Here is a 23,266-nt window from a genome sequence, read left to right as displayed (position 1 = left end):
TTCTAAACTATCCCATCATCCTTGGACTGAGGACCAGCTAGCTTATCTTATCAAGTTTCCAGACGACTTGGTCGCCTCTTTCGATCTGCACCTGGTCTAAGGGGATATCGCTCGATTCTTGGTTTAATTCATAGCGCCACCAACGCTTGGCTAGGGGATCTTCCCGGTAGCCATTGATCGCTTGAATATAGTGGCCATCCGTTTCAAGCTCATAATGATCAGCCATGACATCGAGCAAAGTTTCCCCAATGACTTCTTCTTTGGGCAAGCTTTTATCTTCCAGCAGCTTGCCATCCACATAGACTTGGATAGTCAAGTCTTCTTGGGGCTTAACGTTTTGTTGGCAAGCCCCTAAGCCAGCGATCATAAGCAAGCCCAAGAAGAACTTCCATAATCCTTTTTTCAATGCTTTCCACCTTTTCTGTGAAAATTTCCTTAGCTAAGTTTATTCTAAACTAATTTTTATGACTTGTTAAGCTTGAAGGTCTAAAATCCCTAAATGAAAGTCATACTAAAGTTAAAGAAAACCACCAGCTAGATAGCTAGTGGCAAGATAGACTAAGCAATCCTTAGAGCCCTAAGACTTAATTAAGCTCTTCTCTTGATAAGCGAATGGATTGCATCCTTCCTCCAAATTTCCCATTAATGAAATCTTTGACTTCATCTGAATAGTAAATATCTAAAAAAGTCAGCCTGTTTCCAGACTGACTTCACTATTAGAAGTGACTAGACGTTCAAGTCCACCATGTCGCCATCTTCCATATAAAGGACGCGTTCACAAATATTGGTGGTGTAGTCTCCTAATCGTTCATAGTTTGAAGCAACAGAAAGATAGGCAGCTGCACTTTCACTAAGGTCTGCATTGTCCCCTGCTGTAATTTCATCAACGATATCGTTGTGGACTTGCTTGTAGAGGGCATCGACTTCATGGTCTCTTTCCGCAATTTCCTTAGCAGCTTTAGCATCTTTAGCAAAGAAAGCAGCGATGGCATCTCTAACCATAGCCTCCACTTTAACTGACATTTCACGAATTTTTTCTTCAATAGCTGGCAGACGTTGAGAATCAGCAATAACTAAAGAAGATTTAGCGATTGATACAGCATGGTCGCCCATCCGTTCTAAGTCTGAGGTTGCTTTTAAGATCGAAGCAATCATCCGTAAATCATTGGCAACGGGTTGTTGCAGGGCAATTAAGCGATAGCAGTCCCGCTCAATCTTAAACTCGTACTCGTTGATCTCATCATCATTTTCAATAACTTGCTGGGAAATGACAACCTTGTGATCGAGTAAGGCATCACTTGAATGTTCGATCGCTTGAAGGGTTAGGTCTCCCATGCTTTTAAAGAGTTCGCTCAGTTCATGTAATTGGTTATCAAATGTTTTTCTAATGGACATTATATAATCCCTCCAGGTTGTAATATTAAGCATTGTTTTCTAATTCAATTATAACCTAGCTAAGCCTAAATTGTAAGTAAAATCTCTTATCATGAAAGCTGGAAGAAGGGATTATGATTTCTTTCTTCAGCAATTGTTGTTTCCCCCATATGACCTGGAAATACTCGGGTATTTTCGGGGAGGGCGAAGAGTTTTTGGATGATGCTTTTAAGAATAGTTGCCGTATCCCCACCGATTAAGTCTGTCCGACCAATAGAATGACGAAAGAGCGTATCTCCAGAGAAAAGAACGCCCTCTTCCTCAAAATAAAGGGAGACCCCGCCCGGCGTATGCCCTGGGGTATGGAAAACTTTAAAGCTAAAACCCGCTAAATGGTAGGTCTTGCCTTCTTGATAGGCCTCTTCAGCAGGCCGGCAGGTCAGGGCTTGGGAAGCAAAACCAAGACCTGATAAGTTCTTCTCAGGAGAAAGCAAGTAGTCCTGGTCAGCAGGATGGATATAGACGGGCGCCTGGCTATAGTCTCTAATGGCCTCTAAAGCTCCGATATGGTCGCAATGGCCATGGGTCAGTAAGATTGCTTCTACTTCCAGTCCTTGATCTTCTAAATAAGCGATAATCCGATCAGACTCTGCTCCCGGATCTAACAAAAGGGCCTTGGTCGAATCTTCCTGGTTGATGATATAACAATTTGCCTGGAGTGCCCCAACTGTTAACGTTTTGATTTGCATCTGACAACCTCATTTCTATCTTTTATCTTATTCTAACACAGGAGAAATTTGATATAAAATTAGCAAAAACCAGCTGTGAGAAACAGCTGGCTCAGTCGACAAGACTTAGGCATCGTCATCCATATTGAGAATGGCAAGGAAGGCTTCTTGTGGCACTTCCACCGAACCGATGGCCTTCATCCGCTTCTTCCCTTCCTTTTGTTTTTCTAGTAATTTACGCTTCCGAGAAACGTCCCCGCCATAGCATTTGGAGAGAACATTTTTACGTAGAGCCTTGATATTGGTCCGCGAAATAATCTTATTGCCAATAGCGGCTTGGATGGGAATTTCGAACTGTTGGCGTGGGATGACTTCCTTCAATTTGCTGACGAGCTGGCGACCTCGTTCATAGGCAAAGTCTTTGTGGACAATAATCGAAAGGGCATCGACAACTTCGCCGTTTAAAAGAACGTCTAATTTGACCAATTGACTTGGCCGGTAGCCTGTAATTTCATAGTCAAGAGAGGCATAGCCCTTGGTATTCGATTTTAATTTATCGAAGAAGTCGTAGATGACTTCGGCTAGGGGCATGTCATAGATCACCGTAACCCGGATATCATCAAGATAGTTCATGGTCACAAATTCACCCCGCTTGCGCTGGCAGAGTTCCATGACTGCGCCAACGAAGGATTGAGGAACCATAATTTCAGCTCGGACATAGGGCTCTTCTACGTGGTCCACTTCCGTATTATCTGGCATTTCCGATGGGTTGGAAACTTGAACAACCTCGCCATCCGTCTTATAAGCCTGGTAGATAACGGAGGGTGCCGTCATAATCAAGTCCAGGCCAAAGTCGCGTTCTAAACGCTCCTGGGTGACATCCATATGCAGGAGGCCGAGGAAGCCGCAACGGTAACCAAAACCGAGCGCGGTCGAACTCTCTGCCTCGAATTCCAGAGAGGCGTCGTTTAAGTGAAGTTTCTCTAGCGCTTCCCGCAAGTCAACATATTCCGAAGAATCAACAGGATAGAGTCCACAATACACCATGGGTTGCATCTCCCGATAGCCTGGTAAGGGTTCAGCAGCTGGATTAGCAGCCAAAGTAACTGTGTCCCCCACTTGGGTATCTTGGATGGTCTTGATGCTTGCGGCCAGGTAGCCCACATCGCCGGCCATTAAATAATCTCTTGGAATCGGTTGAGGGGACATAATCCCTAGTTCCGTCACATCGAATTCTTTACCATTGCTCATCAGTTGGATGGTATCGCCCTTTTGGATAATCCCATTTTGGACGCGGATACTTAAAATAACGCCTTTATAGGCATCATAAACTGAGTCAAAGATTAAAGCTTGGACAGGTCCCTCCAGGTCTCCTTGAGGGGCTGGGATATCATGGACGATCTGTTCAAGAATTTCTGGAATCCCAATTCCTGCCTTGGCACTGGCCAAGACTGCTTCACTAGCATCCAGTCCGATCACATCTTCGATTTCCGTGCGGACCCGCTCTGGATCGGCAGCTGGCAGGTCAATTTTATTGATTACAGGCAATAATTCCAAGTCATTCTCTAGGGCCAGATAGACATTAGCCAAGGTCTGCGCCTCAATCCCTTGGGCTGCATCCACCACCAAGATAGCCCCCTCACAAGCCGCTAGACTCCGTGAAACCTCATAGGAGAAATCGACGTGTCCTGGCGTATCAATTAAGTGGAAAATATAAGTCTCCCCATCATCAGCCTGGTATTCTAACTCCACCGCATTTAATTTAATGGTAATGCCCCGCTCCTGTTCTAGGTCCATGGAGTCGAGGAGCTGGTCGTGCATTTCACGGTCGGAAACAGTCCCCGTCTGTTGGAGAATACGGTCAGCCAAGGTCGACTTGCCGTGGTCAATATGGGCCACGATTGAGAAGTTTCGAATCCTCTCTTGCCTTTCTTTTAACTTTTGGATATCTAATTGATTTGACACCTAAATATTCACATCCTTATAAGCATTGTTCGTTAATGATCTATTCTCTATTTTAATGTAAAGAGATAGGATTAGGCAAGCTTTGTCTTTCGTTTGGATAAAAAAGAGGCCGAGCACTTTTTTAAGTGTTGGCCCCTTCTCGGTCAGGCTTAATCTTTAAAGCGATTTTTCAATTTTTCAAAGAAATTTTGTTCTTCTTCCGTCACATTATCACCTGATGCCTCAGCAAATTGGCGGAGTGCTTCTTTTTGTTTGTCGTTAAGATTTTTCGGTGTCACAACCTTGACTGTGACATGTTGGTCACCGGTTGAATTGGAATTAATCTTAGCGACACCCTTGCCCCGCAAGCGGAAGTTATCCCCGGACTGGGTTCCAGCTGGAATCTTCATCTTCACCTTGCCGTGGACAGTTGGAATTTCTACCTCATCGCCTAGAGCGGCTTGAGCGAAATTAATGGGGTATTCGAAGTAAATATCAGCGCCCCGGCGGTCAAAGATATCACTCTCTTGGACTCTAAAGACAACATAAAGGTCGCCCTTAGGCCCTCGGTTATAACCAGCGTTCCCTTGGTCAGCTAGGCGCATGCTTTGGCCATCATCCACTCCGGCAGGAATATTAACCTTGACGGTGTGGGTAACGGTTTCACGGCCAGATCCATGGCAGTGGTCACATTTGTGTTCTATAACTTCCCCTTCTCCATCACAGTTAGGGCAAGTCGTTTGGGTTTGCATCCGCCCGAATGGCGTGTCACGGGTTTGGTTGACAACCCCGCTCCCATTACATTGCTGACAGCGTTTGGCTGCCGTACCAGGCTTAGCCCCCTTACCATTACAAACATGGCACTCTTCCTCGCGCTTATACTTAATAGTCTTTTCAACCCCAAAGACGGCTTCCTTAAAGCTTAAGTCAATGGTGTACTGCAAGTCATCCCCTTGGCGAGGAGCATTCGGATTGCGAGCTTGGCCAGATGAGAAACCACCGAAGCCGCCGAAGCTCGATCCTCCACCAAAGAATTGTGAAAAGATATCTTCAAAGTCGGACCCCGTATAAGATTGGTAGCTACCTTGGCCACCTCCGAAGCCACCAAAGCCGCCTTGAGCCCCGGCATGGCCAAACTGATCATACTGAGACCGCTTCTGTTCATCACTCAAGACTTCATAAGCTTCCGTTATTTCTTTAAATTTTTCCTCAGCATCGGGAGCATCGCTGATATCAGGGTGGTATTTTTTAGATAGCTTGCGGTAAGCTTTTTTTATTTCTGCTTGGCTAGCGTCCTTAGAAACGCCTAGAATATCGTAATAATCACGTTGTGTTGCCACGCGCTTCCCTCCTATCTCATCTTCTTATCTGTTAACTTTCAAAAGAAAACCCCCTGCCCTTGGCGCAGAACAGGGGATAAACTCGAACTTAATTAGTCATTATCGACTTCTTCAAAGTCAGCGTCAACGGAGCCGTCATCATTTTTGCCATCTTCTTCACCATTTTGAGCGTCAGCTTCTGCTTGAGCTTGTTGGTAAAGTTGGACCGTTAGATTTTGAAGGACTTCGTTCAATTCATCTTTCTTAGCACGCATGTCATCCAAGTTATTGGCTTCTTGGGCAGCCTTCAATTCATCTTTCAGGCTATTGGCCTTATCGATTTCAGCTTGGTCAACCTTGCCTTCCACGTCTTTAGTGGTTTTTTCAGTTTGGAAGATCAATTGTTCCACTTCATTCTTCAAGTCAGCTTCTTCTTTACGTTTTTCGTCTTCAGCTGCGTTAGCTTCAGCATCCTTCATCATCCGATCAATTTCTTCTTCGGTTAAGCCGGAATTAGATTGGATAGTGATGGCTTGTTCCTTACCTGTGCCTTTATCCTTAGCGCTAACGTTAACAATCCCGTTCTTGTCGATGTCGAAAGTAACTTCGATTTGTGGAACACCACGTGGGGCTGGGTTGATATCAGTTAATTGGAAGCGTCCTAAAGTCTTGTTGTCTTCTGCCATTGGACGTTCACCTTGGAGAACGTGAATGTCTACGGCTGGTTGGTTATCAGCTGCAGTTGAGAAGACTTGAGATTTAGAAGTTGGAATAGTTGTATTTCGGTCGATTAACTTGGTGAAGACACCACCCATGGTTTCGATACCCAGTGATAATGGGGTAACATCTAAGAGTACAACGTCCTTCACATCACCTGTAATTACCCCACCTTGGATAGCGGCACCCATGGCAACCACTTCGTCAGGGTTAACAGAACGGTTAGGATCTTTGCCTGTTTGTTGTTTAACGGCGTCCACAACCGCTGGAATACGGGTAGACCCCCCAACTAAGATCACTTCATCGATATCTGAAGCTTTAAGGCCAGCATCAGCTAAGGCTTGTTGGACAGGTTTCTTCGTCCGTTCAACCAGGTCAGCCGTTAATTCATTGAACTTAGCCCGACTTAAAGTAGTTTCTAAGTGTAGAGGACCGGATTCACCAGCTGAAATGAAAGGTAAGCTGATTTGGGTTGAAGTAACCCCTGACAAGTCTTTCTTAGCTTTTTCAGCGGCGTCTTTTAGACGTTGCATAGCCATCTTGTCAGATGAGAGGTCAATCCCATTTTCCTTCTTAAAGTCTTCAACTAAGAAGTCAACGATCTTGTTATCGAAGTCATCCCCACCAAGTTCATTGTCACCGGCAGTGGATAGTACTTCGAAGACACCATCGCCTAATTCAAGGATGGAAACGTCGAAAGTCCCACCACCCAAGTCAAAGACGAGAACTTGTTCTTCAGAATCAGTCTTGTCTAAGCCATAAGCTAGGGCAGCTGCGGTTGGTTCGTTAACAATCCGGTCAACCTTCAAACCTGCGATTTGACCAGCGTCTTTAGTTGCTTGACGTTGGGCATCGTTAAAGTAAGCAGGAACGGTAATCACGGCATTGCTTACCGTTTCGCCGAGGTAGTCTTCTGCATATTTCTTCAAGTATTGAAGAATCATGGCAGAGATTTCTTCAGGGGTATAATCCTTATCATTTAAGTGAACCTTGTAACCCGATTCACCCATGTGACGTTTGATGGATGCAACCGAATTAGGGTTGGTAACCATTTGACGTTTGGCTACTTCACCGACAGATGATTCCCCATCTTTAAAGGATACAACAGATGGTGTCGTCCGGTTACCTTCTGGGTTTGGAATAATCTTAGGTTCGCCACCTTCAAGTACTGCGACAGCTGAGTTTGTAGTTCCTAAGTCAATACCAATAATTTTTGCCATAATGTAAAATCTCCTTTTCTTCGATTATTCGCTCTATAGCGTGAACATTAGTCTTTTTTTATTGTGCAATGATAACCATTGCAGGTCTTAAGACGCGGTCCTTTAAGACATAACCTTTTTGGTAAACTTCAACAATTTCTTCTGCTTCTTGACCTTCTTCAGCAGGCACAGAAGAAACGGATTGGTGGAAGTTCGGGTCAAAGGCTTCACCGACTGGATCGATCACCTCAACTCCTTCTGCCTTCAAGGCTTGAAGCAAGCTTTGGTGGACCATCTCAACCCCCTTCTTCAGATTATTGGACGCTTCGTCATCAGCTTCAATAGCCAAGGCGCGTTCCAAATTATCTAGGGAAGGAAGAATGGCTTGGGCCAAATTTTGTGACCGATACTTGGCCGCATCTTGTCTTTCGTTAGCATTCCGGCGCTGGATATTTTTGATTTCAGCAGATAAACGTAAAATTTGATCATCTTTTTGCGCGATCTTATCTTCCAATTCAGCCACCGGATCTGCTTGACTTTCTTCTTTTTCTATATTTTCTTCATTTGTTTCAGTTTGTTCGTCGACTTCTTCATTAGAAACTTTCTCTTTTTCTTCTTCTCTTTCGAAATCTTTTTCCTGATCTGACACTTGAGTAAAGCCTCCTTTTTAATTTTGTCTTAATTCATTGCTCTCATCCAAATACCTGCGAATGGCAGATCGCATCCCATTAAAAAGCTGGGCAACCTGCAAGTAAGACATGGTTTCTGGACCGAGAATCGCAAATGTAATTTGATTAGCAGGATCTTCTTCACCAATTGTTGAAGTCATTAAACTCATATGCTTGAGCCGTTTATCTTCTAATTCCTTGCCGATGCGAATCTGAATACCGGTTTGGGGTTCCTCGATTAGCTGGGTGACCACATCTTGGTCGCTCAATAAGGCATTAAGATTTAAGATTTGGTCAATCTCGTCTTTCTTCGATAATGTTTGATAAAACTTATCCGTGCCTTGAATATTGAGCCTCTCTTCATTTAATTTCATCAGCAAGCTTTGAATGAGTAACTCTTTCTCAAGTAAATGTTGGACTGAACGATCCAAATAGTGGATATAGTCTTGGCGCAAACGCAGGACAACTTCATAGAGTGGCAGTCCCACCAGCTCTTCATTCACCAAATGAACAAGCTGGTCAAGCGCGCCTTCGTCCAATCCTTCAGGAATCGTGAAGACTTGATTTTCAACAGCTTCTTGGTCAGTAATGAGAATCGCCATTGCCTTGTGTGGTGTCATGCCAACAATCCGAAAGGCAGCTAAGCGATGGTGGGTTACTTGAGGACCCAAGGCGATAGCAACGTAACTTGTCAGTTCAGCCATCGCCTCAGTTGACCGAGCAATTATATCTGCCAACTGGGTATAGGGCGAAGCAAAAATCTCTTCAACCCGCTCAGCCTGGTCTCGACTTAAACCGCGATCAATTAGTCCCCCGTAACGGGGCAAAATATAATTGATATAATAGCGGTAGCCTGATTCAGTCGGCACTCGTCCTGAAGAGGAATGCATCTTCGTTAACAAGCCAAGCTTCTCCAAATAACTCATCTCATTACGGATAGTCGCCGAACTTGCATTAATATGGGGGTCATCAGCTAAGGCCTTGGACCCCACAGGCTCAGCAAGGGACGCATGAGCATCGATCACTGCCTGCAAGATCAGCATTTGTCTTTCTGTTAACATGTTCTCACCTCTTTAGCACTTGGCGACTTCAACTGCTAACACATATAATATATCATGTTCAGAAATTAATGTCAACAATAGTCAAACATTTTTTTGATCTTTTAACAAGAGAAAATATATGTGCACTGGACCAAAGATCTAAACTATCTACTTAGGCTAAAAAAGCCCTAGTTTCATAAGCTTAGGGATGTCCATTTTAAATAAAAAAGTCATGAACAAATTGAACATGACTTTTGGTTAATGCCTCTTACTTCTCGTATTGACTGGCTGCTTTAATTTCTTCCTGGTCTAATTTAACCGGCTGTTTGGTCCCTTTAAATTTTTCCTTAACAAAATTTTGAACATCCTCCGAATAGTAGAGGTCGAGAAGTTTTTTAAGGGCTTCTTTATTGGGATGGTCCTTGGCAACCGCAAGGATATTGACGCTGCCCAGAGTATCGTCATTGACACTTTCTTTATAGATCGTATCCTCTTCTAGATCCAAGCCTGCTTCCATCGCAATCGTGTTGCCGATGCAGGCCGCATCTAGGTCAGTCAAGCTGCGTGGTAGGGTATTCTCATTCATCACGTCAAAATTTAATTGTTTGGGGTTGGCCTGGATATCATCCACACTGTAGAGGCTCTTCTCTTCATCACTTAACTCAATTAAGCCCGCTGCCTGAAGCAAGAGCAAGGCCCGGGACTGGTCAGAAGGATAGTCTGCTAAGCCGATATGAGCCCCTTGGTCCAGGTCTTCCAACTTGTCCAAGTTAGCGGAATACAGGCCCATGGGTTCAAAATAAGTCGATCCCAGAGCTACAAGGGAGTCGCCTTGTTCTTGGTTGAAGCTATTCATGTAGGCAAAATTCTGGAAGGCATTGACATCAACCTCCCCTTCAGCCGTCGCTGTATTGAGAACTGGACCTTCGACAAAATCTTTAACCTCAATTTCAAAACCAGCCTCCTGAGCTGCATCCGACTTAGCAATATAGCGCCAGATTTCAGCATCCGAAGCCTTAGAACCAATTAATACCTTCTGTTGGCCCTTCTGTCCCTGGCAGGCTCCTAATAAGAAGAGCAAGGAGACCAGGAGAAGCAATCGCCATCTTTTTCTTATCATCTAATCATTCCTTTCTAATAAAACGCTTTATCCTTATTATAGTGATAAAATTAAAAATTGTAAGAGGCAATCTTCAGCCTCTAGTCGCTTTTGGGAGAATCTGTTAAACTTAGCAATAGCTAAATAAAATCGATCAATAGTGTATATAATTGCTAAACCCCAACTATTTTTCATGAAGAGAGGCTCATTAAATGCTTGAACTTTTTATGCTGTTGATGGAGCGGGCCGGCTTGATGGTTCTTCTCGCCTACGCCCTCCTCTATATTCCCCGCTTCAAGGAGGCTCTGGTCAACCGTCAATCAAAAAAAGACTACCTGGTCTTATTGGTCGTCTTCGCTGCCTTTACGGTCTTTGCCAATATTTCTGGGATTGAAATCCTCGCTTCAAGGGAGATTGTTCCCGTTCATACCTGGTCCATCCAGGCGGGCTCTGCTATTGCTAACTTCCGGGTCGTTATTATCGGTATCGCAGGTCTGGTTGGTGGCTTTGCCCTGAGCTTGCCCATTGCTGGTCTATCGGCTTTAATCCGCTGGCTCCAAGGTGGGGATACGGCATATATCTATGTGACATCCTCCCTCTGTATCGGCTTAGCAGCAGCCTATCTAGGTCAGTTTTTTCCCAGTTCGCTCAAGGCTATCCAAGTCCGCCAGGCTGCTCTTTCGCTCATGGGCTTGGAGCTAATCCAATTGTCCCTCATTGCCCTCCTCTCTCCTTCTAGCCAGGAAGCCCAATCCCTCCTCCAACTTATCGCTCTACCTATGCTAGTAACGGATGGGCTAGGGGTCTGGCTTTTTTTGAGCGTTATCCAGCAGAGCTTGCGCGATTTAGAGTGGGCAAAGATTTCCCAGACCAAGGATATTTTCCTGGTGACTCAAAAGATCCTGCCCTACTTCTCCAGTCAAATGACCCAAGAGAGCGCGGAGATCATTTCACTTAAACTCTATGAGAGCTTCGACCTTCAAGCCATCGCCGTCTATAGCCCCAAAAGCCAGCTCTACGCCTATCCCAAGTCACTCGCCCTCAGCCGTGACCAAATCAGCGATTTTTGGCAAGCCTACCAGGGCCAAGCCAAGGCTGGACAGCTCATCCGAGTCGGCGATTACCTCTCCCTGCCCATCTTCGTCAAGGAAGACTTGCACAGCCTTTTTATCCTAGAATTCAATAGCCATGCGGAACCCAATCCCTTGATCGAAGAAATCCTCCTTGGGCTTTCCCAGATCCTCTCCATGCAATACGAATTAAAAATTGCTGACCAAAACACCCGGCTTTTGAAGGATGCCGAAATTAAGTCGCTCCAAGCCCAGGTCAACCCCCACTTCTTCTTCAATGCCATGAACACCATCAGTTCCTTAGTGCGCTTAGATCCCAACCGCGCCCGACAACTCCTGATTGAATTGAGCCACTATTTCCGAGCCAACCTGAATGGAGCCCGCAATGAAAAAATTAGCATCAGCCAAGAATTGGAACACATCCAAGCCTATCTCTCGATTATCCAAGCGCGTTTCCCTGACCGCTATCAAATCTCAAAAGTAATCGATCCGGCGAGCCTGGATCTCTTAATTCCTCCTTTTGTCCTCCAAATGTTGGTTGAGAACGCTATCCAGCACGCCTTTGAAAATAAGGCAAACAAGAACGACCAGGCTCTGACCATCAGGGTACAGGTCCAAGACCAAGAGCTGGCCTTAAGTGTCAGCGACAATGGTTCTGGCATAGGGGAGGATAAATTAGCGGCGATCTTTAATAATGAAAGCATTCCAAGTAAGGGGAACGGGACGGCCCTCAACAATATTCGCCAGCGTCTAAAAACTCTCTACAATGACCAGGCTCAGTTCGACATCGAGACCTCCCAGGCAGGCACCCGAGTGAGCTGCCTTATCCCAATTGAAAGGAAGAATGACTAATGCATCTTTTACTTGTTGATGATGAACCCCTAGCCCGTGACGAGCTCCAATACCTCATCCATAACCAACGCAAAGACTGGCAAATTGAAGAAGCGGCTAGCGTCGAAGAGGCCCTAACAGTGCTCTTAAGCCAGAAGATCGACCTGGTCTTTTTAGATGTACAGTTAGTAGGCGAGACAGGCCTTAAAATTGCCGATGTCATCCGGCAGATGCCCAAACCCCCTCTAGTGGTCTTTGCGACGGCCTACCAGGAATATGCCCTGGATGCCTTCAACTTGAATGCCGTGGATTATATCATGAAACCCTTCGAAGAAGACCGTGTCGAGCAGTGCATCCAAAAGATTGAACACCTCGTCAAGCAGCCGCAAGCTGGTTCAGAAGCCAGTCCCAAACGTTTTCCGGTCCAGGAAGGAGAGGCCATTGTCCTGCTCGACCAAGCGGACATCCAAGCCATTGTAGCAGAAGCAGGCAATACCCTTCTTTACACAAGTGCTCAGGCTTACAATAGTTCAGAGACCCTTAAAAGCTTTGCAGAAAAGCTAGCTGATCAAGATTTCCTCCAAGTCCACCGCTCTTATATCGTCCGCTTATCTGCCATCAAACGGATCGAACCCTATTTCAACCAAACTTATATGCTCAGCCTAGACCAGCTCAAGGTTCCAGTCAGTCGGTCCTATACAAAAATTTTCCGCGATAAGTTGGGTTTTTAAGTCCTAAAAAATCGATCACAAGCGCCCGCATTTCACTGGCGCATTTAGTTAATTTAAGCGTCTCCCTAGTCATTTCGCGGCAAAAAGATTAAAAAAACTTTAAAATATGCTATCCTAACAACATATAAAGCGATTACATAAGAAAGGAGCACTTTATATGTTTACATTTTTAGGCGGCATTGCCCTCTTGATCCTTGGCTATTTTGTTTACGGGCGCTTTGTCGAGCGGAACTTCCAGATTGAACCCAACCGGACAACACCGGCTGAGGCCCTCCGCGATAACTTAGACTTTGTTCCCATGTCTAAACAAAAGAATGCCATTATTGAATTGCTCAATATTGCCGGAACGGGTCCAATTTTTGGCCCAATTATGGGTGCCCTCTACGGTCCTGTAGCCTATCTTTGGATTATCATTGGCTGCATCTTTGCGGGAGCTGTCCATGACTATATGATCGGGATGATTTCCCTGCGTAATAATGGGGCTCACCTACCCGAATTGACAGGACGTTATCTCGGAAATATTGTCAAGCATGTAGTTAATATTTTCGCCATGCTCTTACTTCTCCTGGTCGGGACGGTCTTTGTCATGTCCCCCGCCAGCCTAATTAAATTAATCCTACCCGCTGGCGTCCCATTGATCGGTATTGTGATTGCTATCTTTATCTACTACCTGATTTCGACCATCCTGCCTATTGATAAGGCCTTGGGTAAGGTCTATCCCTGGTTTGGCGCTATCCTAATCATTTCGACAGCTGCAATTGGCCTGCGCTTACTTATGGTCGACCATGCCTCTATGCCTGAATTAAGCCTGGCTACCTTGCAGAACTTCCACCCAGATAAATTAGCCATCTTCCCGGGTATGTTCTTCACCATCTCCTGTGGGGCCCTATCCGGCTTCCACGCCACCCAGGCCCCCATGGTTTCTCGGACGATGACCAATGAACGCGAGGGCCGGTATACCTTCTATGGGATGATGATCGCTGAAGGAGTCATTGCCATGATTTGGCTAGCGGCTTCCCTCACCTTATTCGACGGTAAGACCCTAAGTGAAATGATTGCATCAGGTACACCATCTGTTGTCGTTAATGAGGTTTCTTACCTTCTGCTTGGTAGTATCTTCGGTACCCTAGCCATCATGGGAGTTATCGTCCTCCCGCTTTCTTCAGGACTTTCTGCCTTCCGCAGTCTGCGCGCTATCCTAGCTGACTACCTGAACATTAAGCAAGATACGATGAAAAAGATCCTAGCGATCACCCTACCCCTCTACGCCATTTCCTTTGTCCTCACCTTCGTGGACTTCCAAGTGCTCTGGCGTTACTTTAACTGGGCCAACCAAGTGACCGCTGTAATTTCACTTCTTGTATCTACCCGCTACCTCTATCTCAAGAGTCGCAATTACTTAATCACCCTGATTCCAAGCCTCTTCATGTTACTGGCAGTAGTGGTTTATATCTTGACCGAACCAATCGGCTTTAGAATGTCCCTATCAACAACAACCTATATTGTAGGTTTCATTATTACAGCCGCTATTTTCGTCCTCTACTGGATCTCTGGCAAGCGCCAAAAAGCCGCACTCAGTCCCGACGATCCCCTCTTAAACGACCAGCGGCCGATTAATGTCCAAGCCAGTAAGCAAGAAATTTAGTTAATAGCAAAAGCATCCCAGACCTCTGTCAAAGAGAATCTGGGATGCTTTTCATTTTAATTGCCCTAGTCGGTCTCATCGGAGAGGAGGAAGGCCTGGAAGACCTCGTTGCCGAGGAAGAGGCCATGGTGGCTTAAGGCGATATGGTCCTCATCGAAGATTATCAAGCCCTGGTCTAAGAGCTGGTCGATGGCATCCTGGTATAAGTCGTAGAGGTCGATACCAAAATCCGCCTTAAAGCGGCCCCGAGAAACCCCTCCTGCTTCTCTTAAGCCCAGGAACATCTCTTCTTCTATCCGCTGTTCTAAGGATAATTCTTGCTTTCTAAGGATAGCATGGCCTCGGTCAGCCACAGCTTCGAGATAGTGCTGGATAGGGCCATGATTTTGGTAGCGCCAACCCTTCAAGTAGCCATGGGCCCCTGCCCCAAAACCAAAATACTCGGCATTGTCCCAATAGGCCAAGTTGTGCCGGGATTCATAGCCGGGAAGTCCATAATTAGAAATTTCATAATGGCGGCGGCCTGCACCCTCCATAGCATCAATAGCCACTTGGAACATCTCAGCTTCCAAATCCTGGCTAGGCAAGGGAAGTTTGCCCTGGCGCATCAAATTATAGAAGACCGTCTTCTTCTCTAAGATCAGAGAATAAATGGAATAATGGGGTAGGTCCAGCTTTAGAGCCTGGTGTAAAGAATCTTCAAAATCAGCCAAAGTTTGCTTAGGTAAGGCAAAAATCAAATCCATAGAAAGGTTATCAAAGCCCATCTCTTGGGCCAAGCGGATACCGGCAACAGCTTCTTCAGCCGTGTGTTTGCGGCCAATCTTTCGTAAGAGTTCATTGTTAAAGGTCTGAACCCCGATACTCAGGCGGTTAACCCCTTGTGCTTTAAGCATAGCTAACTTGTCAGCCGTAATATCATTGGGATTGATTTCAAAAGAAATCTCGGCTTCTGGACTCAAGTCAATCAAAGGATAGAGAGACTGAAAGACATCTGCAATCTGGGCCTCATTGAGGCTGGAAGGCGTCCCGCCTCCCACATAAATGGTTTCAATCTTTTCCTGACCTAATTCTTGAGCAAAGGCCCGGTATTCGCGTCCCAAGGCAGAGATATAGTCATCCACTGGCTGGTTTTCGATAAAGACCTTGTTAAAGTCGCAATAATAGCAGATATGATTACAGAAAGGAATGTGGATATAAATCGATTGTGCCAAGCTTATCCCTCATTCATTTCTTCTAAGCCCTCTTGGTCGAAATAAGCCTGTGTATCCAGGGCATCCTGGTGGAGCTGGTCCACTAAGGCTTCTGCCGAGTCAAACTTTAATTCAGGCCTTAAATAAGCATGCCAAAAGACGGTCATGGTTTCTCCATAGATCTCTTCTTCAAAATCTAGCAAGTTAATTTCCACCGTCTGTTCGCGATTGTCACCGAAAGTCACATTGTAACCAATCGAAGCCATTCCCCGGTAGAGATGGTGGTTGAGCTCACATTCCACAGCGTAGACCCCAACGGCAGGGACTAAGACTTCCTCGCTAAAGCTTAAATTCGCCGTGGGATAGCCCAGGGTCCGGCCCCGCTTCTCGCCATGGATAACTGTGCCCTTGAAGAAGTAAGGGTGGCCCAGAGCCTGGTTGGCCGCTCCAAGTTGGCCTTCTTCAAGAAGGGCTTTGATCCGCCTACTACCTATCTTTTTGTTTTGGAAGGCGAGTTCAGGCACTTCAAGGATCTCAAAGCGTCCCTTGGCATAATCCGGTAGGGTCTGCATATTGGCAATATCCTTCTTGCCATAAGTATAGTCAAAACCAGCCACCACAACGGCGGCATTCAAGCCAGCCATGTAGTGGTCAACGAATTCTTGGGGCGTTTGGTAGGCAAATTGACTGGTGTACTGGACAAGGTAGAGATAGTCCACGCCATGGTGGGCCATTAGCCGCTCTTTAGCCTCAACCGTGGTTAAATATTTCACCTCAGTCGGCTTGAGTTCTTGATACATGATGCTCGGCGCCATGTCAAAAGTCATAGCAACTAAGGGGAGGCGGCGTTTACTGGCTTCACGCCGAGCGGCCGCTAAGACCCGCTGGTGGCCCCGGTGGACCCCATCAAAGAAACCTAGTGCTAGCACAATAGGCCCTTTTAGAACTTGGTCATTAGAGAATGGATGGTGTAATTTAATTGTCTGCATAGAATCCCTCACTAAAACATTTTTAATGGTTTCATTTGTTCCGATAAGTCTGGATGCTGGCCATAGAGTGCTTTGAGCTGACCGTCGATATAGGCTCGCACGGGTAGCTTGTCAGCCAATTCAGTAGGTAGATTTTCTTGGTTCAGAACTGCCCCATTGGCCACTAATTTCTTTAAATGGTCAGGAACTTGCCAAATCGGATATTGGTCCAAGAGCTCATCAAGGGGATGGAGGAAGGACTGGTCGCCAGCTTCCACCATCGCTTTAACCTCTTCAAGACGGTAACAATCACTGGCTTTAAAGGGGGTCGAAGCTATCCGAGTCAGTTGGGTCATCGTCGCTTCTTGACCGAAATAAGTGCCAAGATCCGTCGCAAGGGTCCGAATATAGGTCCCCTTGCCGCACTTGACTTCAAATGGAAAAGTCAAACGTCCTTTATCTTTATTGTAAGTCATGGGGCCTGTCTGCGCAAAATAATCGACCCGGGCCTTGCGCTTAGGCCGCTCAACTGTCTCTCCTGCACGCGCATAGTCATAGAGGCGGCGTCCCTTTACCTTGACCGCTGAGTACATCGGTGGCACCTGGTCAATCCAACCTTCTAGCGAGCTCAAACCTTCAGCTAATTCCTCGTCAGTAAGTGGCCTATCCAGAAAACTTTCAGCTACCACTTGGCCATCCAAGTCCTGGGTATCCGTAGCGAAACCGAGACAAATTTCACCGCGATAGACCTTATCTTTATCCATCATGAAATCAACCAGCTTAGTCGCCTTACCGATGCAGATAGGCAAGACCCCATCGACATTGGGGTCGAGAGTTCCTGTGTGTCCCACTTTTTTAGTCTTTAGTATTTTTCTAAGTTTAAAGACGCAGTCATGACTGGTCATGCCTTTTTCTTTCCATAAAGCAATAATCCCATCCATAAACAATCCTCCTTCTCCGTATCTCAGTCATTATAACAAATTCCCCTGGAAAGCTGAAGATATCTGCTAAGGAATCTGGAATTTTTGCTTTCCCCCAAATAAGCTGATAGAATCTAATAAAAAGTAAGGAGGCCTTTACATGAAATTATCTGCTCTCGATCTCATTAGCCGGCCCAAGGATAAAAACTTAAGCCAAGCCTATGCCGACAGTATCCAACTCGCCCAGTACCTCGACCAAATCGGCTACCAGCGGATCTGGTACGCTGAACACCATGGCTCTAGTACGCACGGTTCTTCCGCTCCAGAAATCCTTGCTGCCTATGTGGCTGCTGCTAGCCAACAAATCCGTGTGGGGACGGGAGGGACCATGATCATGCACTATTCCCCTCTGAAGATTGCTGAAGTCTTCAAATCATTAGCCACCTTAGCTCCTGACCGGGTGGACCTCGGTATTGGCCGAGCACCAGGCGGAGGACGTCAGGCCATCTATGCCCTGGGCCAAGGTGATCCCCACTGGCCGGATGACCTCTACCAAAAAACAGCGACCATCCTCCAATTCATCAGTGAAGAAGACCGGACCGATCCTCTCTATCAAGGGATTAAAGCCTCGCCCCAGGGACTTGAAAGCCTGCCCCAAGCCTGGATGCTAGGCTCAAGCGGTAACTCAGCCGACCATAGTGGACGTTTAGGGATGGGCTATAGTTTTGCCAAATTCTTCGGTGTTAAGGCACCGGAAGATATCTTCACCCACTACCGGCAAAGCTTCCGTCCTAGTGCCTTCCACCAAGAACCACAAACCATGTCGACCTATATGGTGGTTGCAGCAGACAGCCGTGAAGAAGCGGACTACCAAGCCAAGTCCTTGGAAATTGCCCGCTTCGAACAGGCACAGAACCGCTTTAATCCCATCTTATCTGCCGAAGAAGCTGCGGCTATCAACTTATCCCCTCAAGCCGAGCACTTTATCCAAGAACAAGAAAAACAACGTATCTTCGTCAAGGGGACGGCCGAAGAAGTACGCGACATTCTGCTTGAAGAAAAAGATCGCTATCAATTTGATGAAATCATGATCTACACGCCTCTAGCAGACCAAGAAGCCCGACGCCGCTCCTATCAATTACTCTACGACCAGCTCGCCCAAGCTTAAACGTTAAAAAGCAAGCAAGGAACTGGATGGAATCCAGTCCCCTGCTTGCTTTTTTATTCTGCCATTTAGGCCATAGAGTCTTTCTCTATTTGTCTTCAGCTTTAATCTTATTCAACAAGGCATCGATATGCTCACCGTATTCGAGCGAACTATCGCGCTTAAAGCTTAATTCAGGTGTTTTATAAATTTGCAGGCGCTTGCCAACTTCACTTCGGATAAGGCCAGATGCCTTGTCTAAGCCTTTTTGCACTTCTTCTCGCTTACTTTCGGACTTATCTAGAGTCGAATAGTAAACCGTGGCTTGTTGGAGGTCGCCAGTTACATCAACGTCAGTGATGGTGACGTTTTCAACCCGGGGGTCCTTGACACGTTTTTGTAAGATGTCATTGACTTCCCGGAGGATTTCCTGGGCGACGCGTTCCACACGGTACTTAGCCATAATCTTTCACCTCTTATTTACGTTTAATTTCAACCATTTCATAAGGTTCAATAATATCATCAACTTTGATATCGTTATAGTTTTCGATCATTAAGCCGCATTCAAAGCCCTTGCTCACTTCTTTGACGTCATCTTTAAAGCGGCGCAGGGAAGCTAATTCCCCATCGTAAACCACAATATTATCGCGGATCACGCGGACCTTGCTGGACCGGCGAATGACACCATTGGTCACATAGGCCCCGCCGATAGTCCCTACCTTAGATACCTTGTAGGTTTCACGGATAACCACTTCACCTGTTACTTGTTCTTCGTATTCAGGATCAAGAAGGCCGGTCATGGCGTCTTCAATCTCTTGGATGGCGTTATAGATGACATTGTGGAGACGAATTTCAACATCTTCAGCTTGGGCTTGGGTCTTAGCTTGAGGGGTTGGACGCACATTGAAGCCAATAATGATAGCGTTAGAAGCAGAAGCGAGTGTCACATCACTCTCGTTTACTGCACCCACGGCACTGTGAACAATGTCAACGCGCACATCCTCCACATCGATCTTCTTCAAGCTTCCTGCTAGAGCTTCAGCTGAGCCTTGGACGTCGGCCTTGATAATCACATTAACGGTCTTCATTTGACCTTCCTTAATGGTATCAAAGAGATTATCCAAGGTGACCTTGGTGTGGGCTTGGCGGCGCTCTTCTTGGGCCCGAGACGCACGCTCTTCCCCAACTGTCCGTGCAGTCTTCTCATCTTCAAAGACGACGAAACGGTCACCAGCTGAAGGGGCATTTTGTAGACCTGTAATTTCGACTGGGGTAGATGGTCTGGCGTCATGGATGCGGCGGCCCTGGTCATTGACCATGGTCCGAACCCGGCCATAGGTATCCCCAACCACAATGGCATCTCCAGTATGGAGGGTTCCGTTTTGAACCAGAACCGTTGCAATGGCTCCACGGTGTGCATCTAATCGGGCTTCAATAACTGATCCGATGGCATAGGTATCTGGATTAGCCTTGTATTCCTCTACTTCAGAGATCAGCAGAACCATTTCTAATAATTCATCAATATTTTCCCCAAATTTAGCAGAAATATTGACAAAGATGGTATCCCCGCCCCATTCTTCAGGGACTAGTCCATATTCCATTAATTCATTTTTCACCCGGTCAGGATTGGCAGTTGGCTTATCGATCTTGTTGACAGCGACAATGATTGGCACATCGGCTGCCTTGGCATGGTTGATGGCTTCCACAGTCTGTGGCATCACGCCATCATCAGCTGCTACAACGATGATAACAATATCGGTAACGTCTGCCCCACGAGCCCGCATGGTAGTGAAGGCCGCGTGTCCTGGGGTATCGAGGAAGGTAATCAATTCATCATTGGCCTTGACCTGGTAGGCCCCAATATGTTGGGTAATGCCCCCAGCTTCACCTTCAACCACATTAGCTTGACGCAAGTAATCCAATAAGGTGGTTTTCCCGTGGTCAACGTGACCCATAATCGTCACAACAGCGGGACGGCTCTTCAGCTTGTCTTCCTCTTCATTGGCAGCTTCTTCGAAGTAATGGTCAAAGTCAGAGCGGTCAACAATTACTTTTTCTTCTGCTTCAATGCCGTAATCATCGAGGATGAGTTCAATCGCATCACGCTCTAGGGATTCGTTTTGGGTGGCCATGATCCCCATCATGAAGAGTTTCTTAATGATGTCAGCTGGTGAGCGTTTAATCTTCTTAGCTAGCTCAGCCACTGTCATCCCATCGGTAAAGACAACTTTTTCTGGAAGTTCCTTAGGCTTGTTGTTCTTGGGTTGGTCATGGTGGATTTTCTTCCGTTTGTTGTAGTTTGGATGCTTGTGGTTGTTTTTATTCTGGTTACGCTGCCGTTTATTTTGATTTTTCTTCTTATTTTTGTTTTTGCTCATATTTCCTTTTGCCTGATCTTTCTTTGTTTTGCCCTTCTTGTCTTGGTCATTTGCTTTCGCTTTATTCGTGTTATTTTTCTTGGCCTTCTGCGTATTCTGGGCAGGCTTGTCCTGGTCCTTCTTCTTCGCTAGGGCTTGGTCAAGCTGTTTAATTTGATCATCAGACATTGAAGACATATGGCTCTTGAATTCTAGCCCAGCTTCTTTGGCTTTCTTCAATACTTCCTTACTGGATAAGTTCTTTTCTTTTGCGTACTCATAGACACGTTTTTTTGACATGTCATCACCTTCCCTTTATCTATGCACTCATATTTTTCTCTCCTATACTTACTTTAATTAGGCTTAGTCCAAAAACGCCTTGGCAAAACCAGAATCAGTTAGGGCACAAGTCGAACGTTTCTTGCCCAGTGCCTGGCTGATAGCTAGCGTATCATGGTCTAAGTTAATAGGTATCTTATAATATGAACATTTATCTTTAAATTTTTTCTGCGTGCGTAAACTAGCATCACTGGCTACAAAAACCAACTTAGCTTGGCCTGAACGAATCGCCTTAAGCACTTGGTCTTCGCCACTCTCCAATTTACCGGCCACTTGGGCTAGGCCCAGACGGTTTAACTTAGAATTCTTCATTTTCGAATAATTCCTTACGCGCCTTTTGGTGAGCAACGTAGGCTTTCAATTCTTCGTAGAATTCATCTGAAATATCGACATTGAGATGGCGGTCTAGAAGATGTTTGTCCCAGGCTTTTTGGACGAGGTCTGGATCTAAGCTCACATAAGCACCGCGGCCATTCATCTTACCGCTGGGGTCAATGGCGACCTCCTTTTCAGGTGTTCGGACCACACGCACTAAGTCCTTCTTAGGCACCTGTTCATTGGAGACCACACATTTCCGCATGGGGATTTTTTTCTTTTTCAAGGCTGTCCCTCCTTCAAGTCACTGGCTCGACCTAAATTTCAAAGTCCTCTTGTAAGTCGTCATAAGAGGTCTCGCTATCATTTTCGATATCAGCTACCGCATCTTCCATTTGGTCAGGACCAAGATTGCCTTCTTCGATGTCATCTGCACGGAGGCCTTGGTCATCTAGGTCCTCAGCAGCTACTTCTTCTTCAATAGCTTCTACTTCATCCGCAACCGCTAAAAGCTCATCATCTTCTGCTGGTTCAGCAGGCGCAGTGCCTTCCTCAGCCAGCACTTCTTCTTCAACCATCTCGGGATGGAAGAGCGCTTCATAGTCTTCTGAAGCTTGGAAGGCATCGAATTCTTCTTCTGACTTAATATCAATCTTATAGTTGGTCAGTTTAGCCGCCAAGCGGGCATTTTGCCCCCGTTTCCCAATCGCTAGAGAAAGGTGGTGGTTAGGAACAACAACCACGCAAGAGCGTTCATTAGGAACGAAGTGAACTTCTAGAACCTCTGCTGGATTCAGGGCATTCTTGATCAATTGGGCTGGATCTTCTGTCCATTCCACAATGTCCATATTCTCACCGTGAAGTTCATCCACAATAGTTTGTACCCGCGAACCCCGTGGGCCAACGCAGGTTCCCACTGCGTCCACATTAGGGTCATGGGAGTAAACAGCCATCTTGGACCGGTCTCCAGCTTCCCGGGCAATAGCCTTGATTTCAACCGTCCCATCATAAATTTCCGGTACTTCTTGTTCAAAGAGTCGCTTCAACATATTAGGATGGCTGCGACTAACATAAATTTGAGGTCCTTTAGTCGTATTTTCGACCCTTTCCACATAAACTTGGACGCGGTCATGGGATTCAAAGTGTTCACCTGGAATTTGACCTTCTGGTGTTAAGGCAGCTTCGATCTTCCCTAGATTAATATAAACATAGCGACGGTCTTGACGCTCAACAGTCCCTGTCAATAGATCATCTTCGTAATCGATAAATTCATTATAGATGATATTGCGTTCCGCCTCACGGATCCGTTGGGTAACCACTTGTTTGGCAGTTTGGGCAGCGATCCGGCCGAAGTCTTTAGGAGTGACCTCGAAGCGAATCTTATCCCCCACCTCATAAGCGGTATTCCGTTCGTGGGCCTCTTCCAAGGAAACTTCCAGGGTTGAGTCCATCACCAGGTCGACGACTTCTTTAACCGCATAGACCTTGATTTCACCCTTCTTCTCATCGAAGTGGACTTCCACGTTTTGTGCTTGTTTGTAATTGCGCTTGTAAGCAGAAACAAGGGCTGCTTCCAAGGCTTCAATAATGACTTCCTTTGAAATTCCTTTTTCGTTTTCCAATGTTTCAAAGGCTTGAATTAATTCTTTTCCCATTCTAATCCCC

General features: G+C 46.0%; 21 protein-coding genes. 4 read left to right on the top strand and 17 right to left on the bottom strand.

The window, feature by feature from the left end; all coding sequences use genetic code 11:
* Positions 1–37: 37 nt before the first annotated feature.
* The 9 genes from QP339_RS06535 to QP339_RS06495 form a co-directional block, all read right to left on the bottom strand.
* Complete coding sequence (locus tag QP339_RS06535; protein ID WP_070617042.1) at positions 38–406, bottom strand: DUF4430 domain-containing protein; 369 nt, start codon at positions 404–406, stop codon at positions 38–40.
* Between the two features lie 320 nt (positions 407–726).
* Entirely contained in the window at positions 727–1,395 is a 669-nt protein-coding gene (gene phoU, locus QP339_RS06530) for a phosphate signaling complex protein PhoU (RefSeq protein ID WP_168162691.1), read from the bottom strand.
* Between the two features lie 89 nt (positions 1,396–1,484).
* The gene (locus QP339_RS06525; RefSeq protein ID WP_284910866.1) at positions 1,485–2,123 is read right to left on the bottom strand and encodes an MBL fold metallo-hydrolase; all 639 of its coding nucleotides are present in this window, start codon (positions 2,121–2,123) and stop codon (positions 1,485–1,487) included.
* 105 nt (positions 2,124–2,228) lie between these two features.
* Positions 2,229–4,067, bottom strand: coding sequence for a translation elongation factor 4 (lepA, locus tag QP339_RS06520; protein WP_070617040.1), 1,839 nt, complete (start codon positions 4,065–4,067; stop codon positions 2,229–2,231).
* Between the two features lie 149 nt (positions 4,068–4,216).
* Positions 4,217–5,386 carry a molecular chaperone DnaJ gene (gene dnaJ, locus QP339_RS06515; protein WP_284910865.1) on the bottom strand — a complete coding sequence of 390 codons (1,170 nt, stop codon included), beginning with the start codon at positions 5,384–5,386 and terminating at the stop codon, positions 4,217–4,219.
* A gap of 92 nt (positions 5,387–5,478) precedes the next feature.
* Entirely contained in the window at positions 5,479–7,302 is a 1,824-nt protein-coding gene (gene dnaK, locus QP339_RS06510) for a molecular chaperone DnaK (RefSeq protein ID WP_284910864.1), read from the bottom strand.
* Positions 7,303–7,360: 58 nt separating this feature from the next.
* Positions 7,361–7,930, bottom strand: a complete 570-nt coding sequence (grpE, locus tag QP339_RS06505) for a nucleotide exchange factor GrpE (protein WP_070617037.1) — start codon at positions 7,928–7,930, stop codon at positions 7,361–7,363.
* A gap of 18 nt (positions 7,931–7,948) precedes the next feature.
* Positions 7,949–9,010 (bottom strand): heat-inducible transcriptional repressor HrcA, encoded by a 1,062-nt coding sequence (gene hrcA, locus QP339_RS06500; protein ID WP_284910863.1) that lies wholly within the window; start codon positions 9,008–9,010, stop codon positions 7,949–7,951.
* A 247-nt stretch (positions 9,011–9,257) separates the two neighbouring features.
* Positions 9,258–10,109 (bottom strand): MetQ/NlpA family ABC transporter substrate-binding protein, encoded by an 852-nt coding sequence (locus QP339_RS06495; protein WP_284910862.1) that lies wholly within the window; start codon positions 10,107–10,109, stop codon positions 9,258–9,260.
* 191 nt (positions 10,110–10,300) lie between these two features.
* Between QP339_RS06495 and QP339_RS06490 the strand changes: the two genes are divergently transcribed.
* The 3 genes from QP339_RS06490 to QP339_RS06480 all read left to right on the top strand — a co-directional run bounded on the left by QP339_RS06490 (position 10,301) and on the right by QP339_RS06480 (position 14,365).
* Positions 10,301–12,010, top strand: a complete 1,710-nt coding sequence (locus tag QP339_RS06490; RefSeq protein ID WP_284910861.1) for a LytS/YhcK type 5TM receptor domain-containing protein — start codon at positions 10,301–10,303, stop codon at positions 12,008–12,010.
* The gene (locus QP339_RS06485) at positions 12,010–12,720 is read left to right on the top strand and encodes a LytR/AlgR family response regulator transcription factor (protein WP_284910860.1); all 711 of its coding nucleotides are present in this window, start codon (positions 12,010–12,012) and stop codon (positions 12,718–12,720) included. Before QP339_RS06490 ends, QP339_RS06485 begins: the two co-directional genes overlap by 1 nt.
* Before the next feature lie 157 nt (positions 12,721–12,877).
* A complete protein-coding gene (locus QP339_RS06480) occupies positions 12,878–14,365 on the top strand; it encodes a carbon starvation CstA family protein (protein WP_070617032.1) in 1,488 nt (495 codons plus the stop codon).
* Positions 14,366–14,430: 65 nt separating this feature from the next.
* On the opposite strand, the gene hemW is transcribed toward QP339_RS06480, so the two are convergent.
* Genes hemW through truB form a run of 3 tightly spaced genes read right to left on the bottom strand, consistent with a single transcriptional unit; the run spans position 14,431 to position 17,467 of the window.
* Positions 14,431–15,585, bottom strand: a complete 1,155-nt coding sequence (gene hemW, locus QP339_RS06475; protein ID WP_284910887.1) for a radical SAM family heme chaperone HemW — start codon at positions 15,583–15,585, stop codon at positions 14,431–14,433.
* Positions 15,582–16,547, bottom strand: coding sequence for a riboflavin biosynthesis protein RibF (gene ribF / locus QP339_RS06470; protein ID WP_070617030.1), 966 nt, complete (start codon positions 16,545–16,547; stop codon positions 15,582–15,584). The genes hemW and ribF overlap by 4 nt, the downstream gene beginning before the upstream one ends.
* Positions 16,548–16,558: 11 nt before the next feature.
* A complete protein-coding gene (gene truB, locus QP339_RS06465; RefSeq protein WP_284910859.1) occupies positions 16,559–17,467 on the bottom strand; it encodes a tRNA pseudouridine(55) synthase TruB in 909 nt (302 codons plus the stop codon).
* A gap of 139 nt (positions 17,468–17,606) precedes the next feature.
* Here truB and QP339_RS06460 point away from each other — a divergent pair, with 139 nt between their 5' ends.
* Positions 17,607–18,614, top strand: a complete 1,008-nt coding sequence (locus tag QP339_RS06460) for an MsnO8 family LLM class oxidoreductase (protein WP_284910858.1) — start codon at positions 17,607–17,609, stop codon at positions 18,612–18,614.
* Positions 18,615–18,699: 85 nt separating this feature from the next.
* Here the strand turns inward: QP339_RS06460 and rbfA are convergent, their stop codons facing one another.
* From rbfA to nusA, 5 genes are all read right to left on the bottom strand, one after another.
* Complete coding sequence (gene rbfA, locus QP339_RS06455) at positions 18,700–19,053, bottom strand: 30S ribosome-binding factor RbfA (RefSeq protein WP_067976099.1); 354 nt, start codon at positions 19,051–19,053, stop codon at positions 18,700–18,702.
* Positions 19,054–19,066: 13 nt separating this feature from the next.
* Positions 19,067–21,247, bottom strand: coding sequence for a translation initiation factor IF-2 (gene infB, locus QP339_RS06450; RefSeq protein WP_284910857.1), 2,181 nt, complete (start codon positions 21,245–21,247; stop codon positions 19,067–19,069).
* A gap of 63 nt (positions 21,248–21,310) precedes the next feature.
* Complete coding sequence (locus tag QP339_RS06445; protein WP_070617026.1) at positions 21,311–21,598, bottom strand: L7Ae/L30e/S12e/Gadd45 family ribosomal protein; 288 nt, start codon at positions 21,596–21,598, stop codon at positions 21,311–21,313.
* Positions 21,585–21,887 (bottom strand): RNase P modulator RnpM, encoded by a 303-nt coding sequence (gene rnpM, locus QP339_RS06440; protein WP_070617025.1) that lies wholly within the window; start codon positions 21,885–21,887, stop codon positions 21,585–21,587. The genes QP339_RS06445 and rnpM overlap by 14 nt, the downstream gene beginning before the upstream one ends.
* 31 nt (positions 21,888–21,918) lie before the next feature.
* Positions 21,919–23,256, bottom strand: a complete 1,338-nt coding sequence (gene nusA / locus QP339_RS06435) for a transcription termination factor NusA (protein ID WP_284910856.1) — start codon at positions 23,254–23,256, stop codon at positions 21,919–21,921.
* Between the last annotated feature and the right edge of the window lie 10 nt (positions 23,257–23,266).

The sequence above is a fragment of the Aerococcus sp. UMB7834 genome, assembly GCF_030215145.1.
Taxonomy (GTDB): Bacteria; Bacillota; Bacilli; order Lactobacillales; family Aerococcaceae; genus Aerococcus.
The sequence above is the reverse complement of the archived record's forward strand: the minus strand, read 5'-3'. Positions and strand labels throughout refer to the sequence as shown.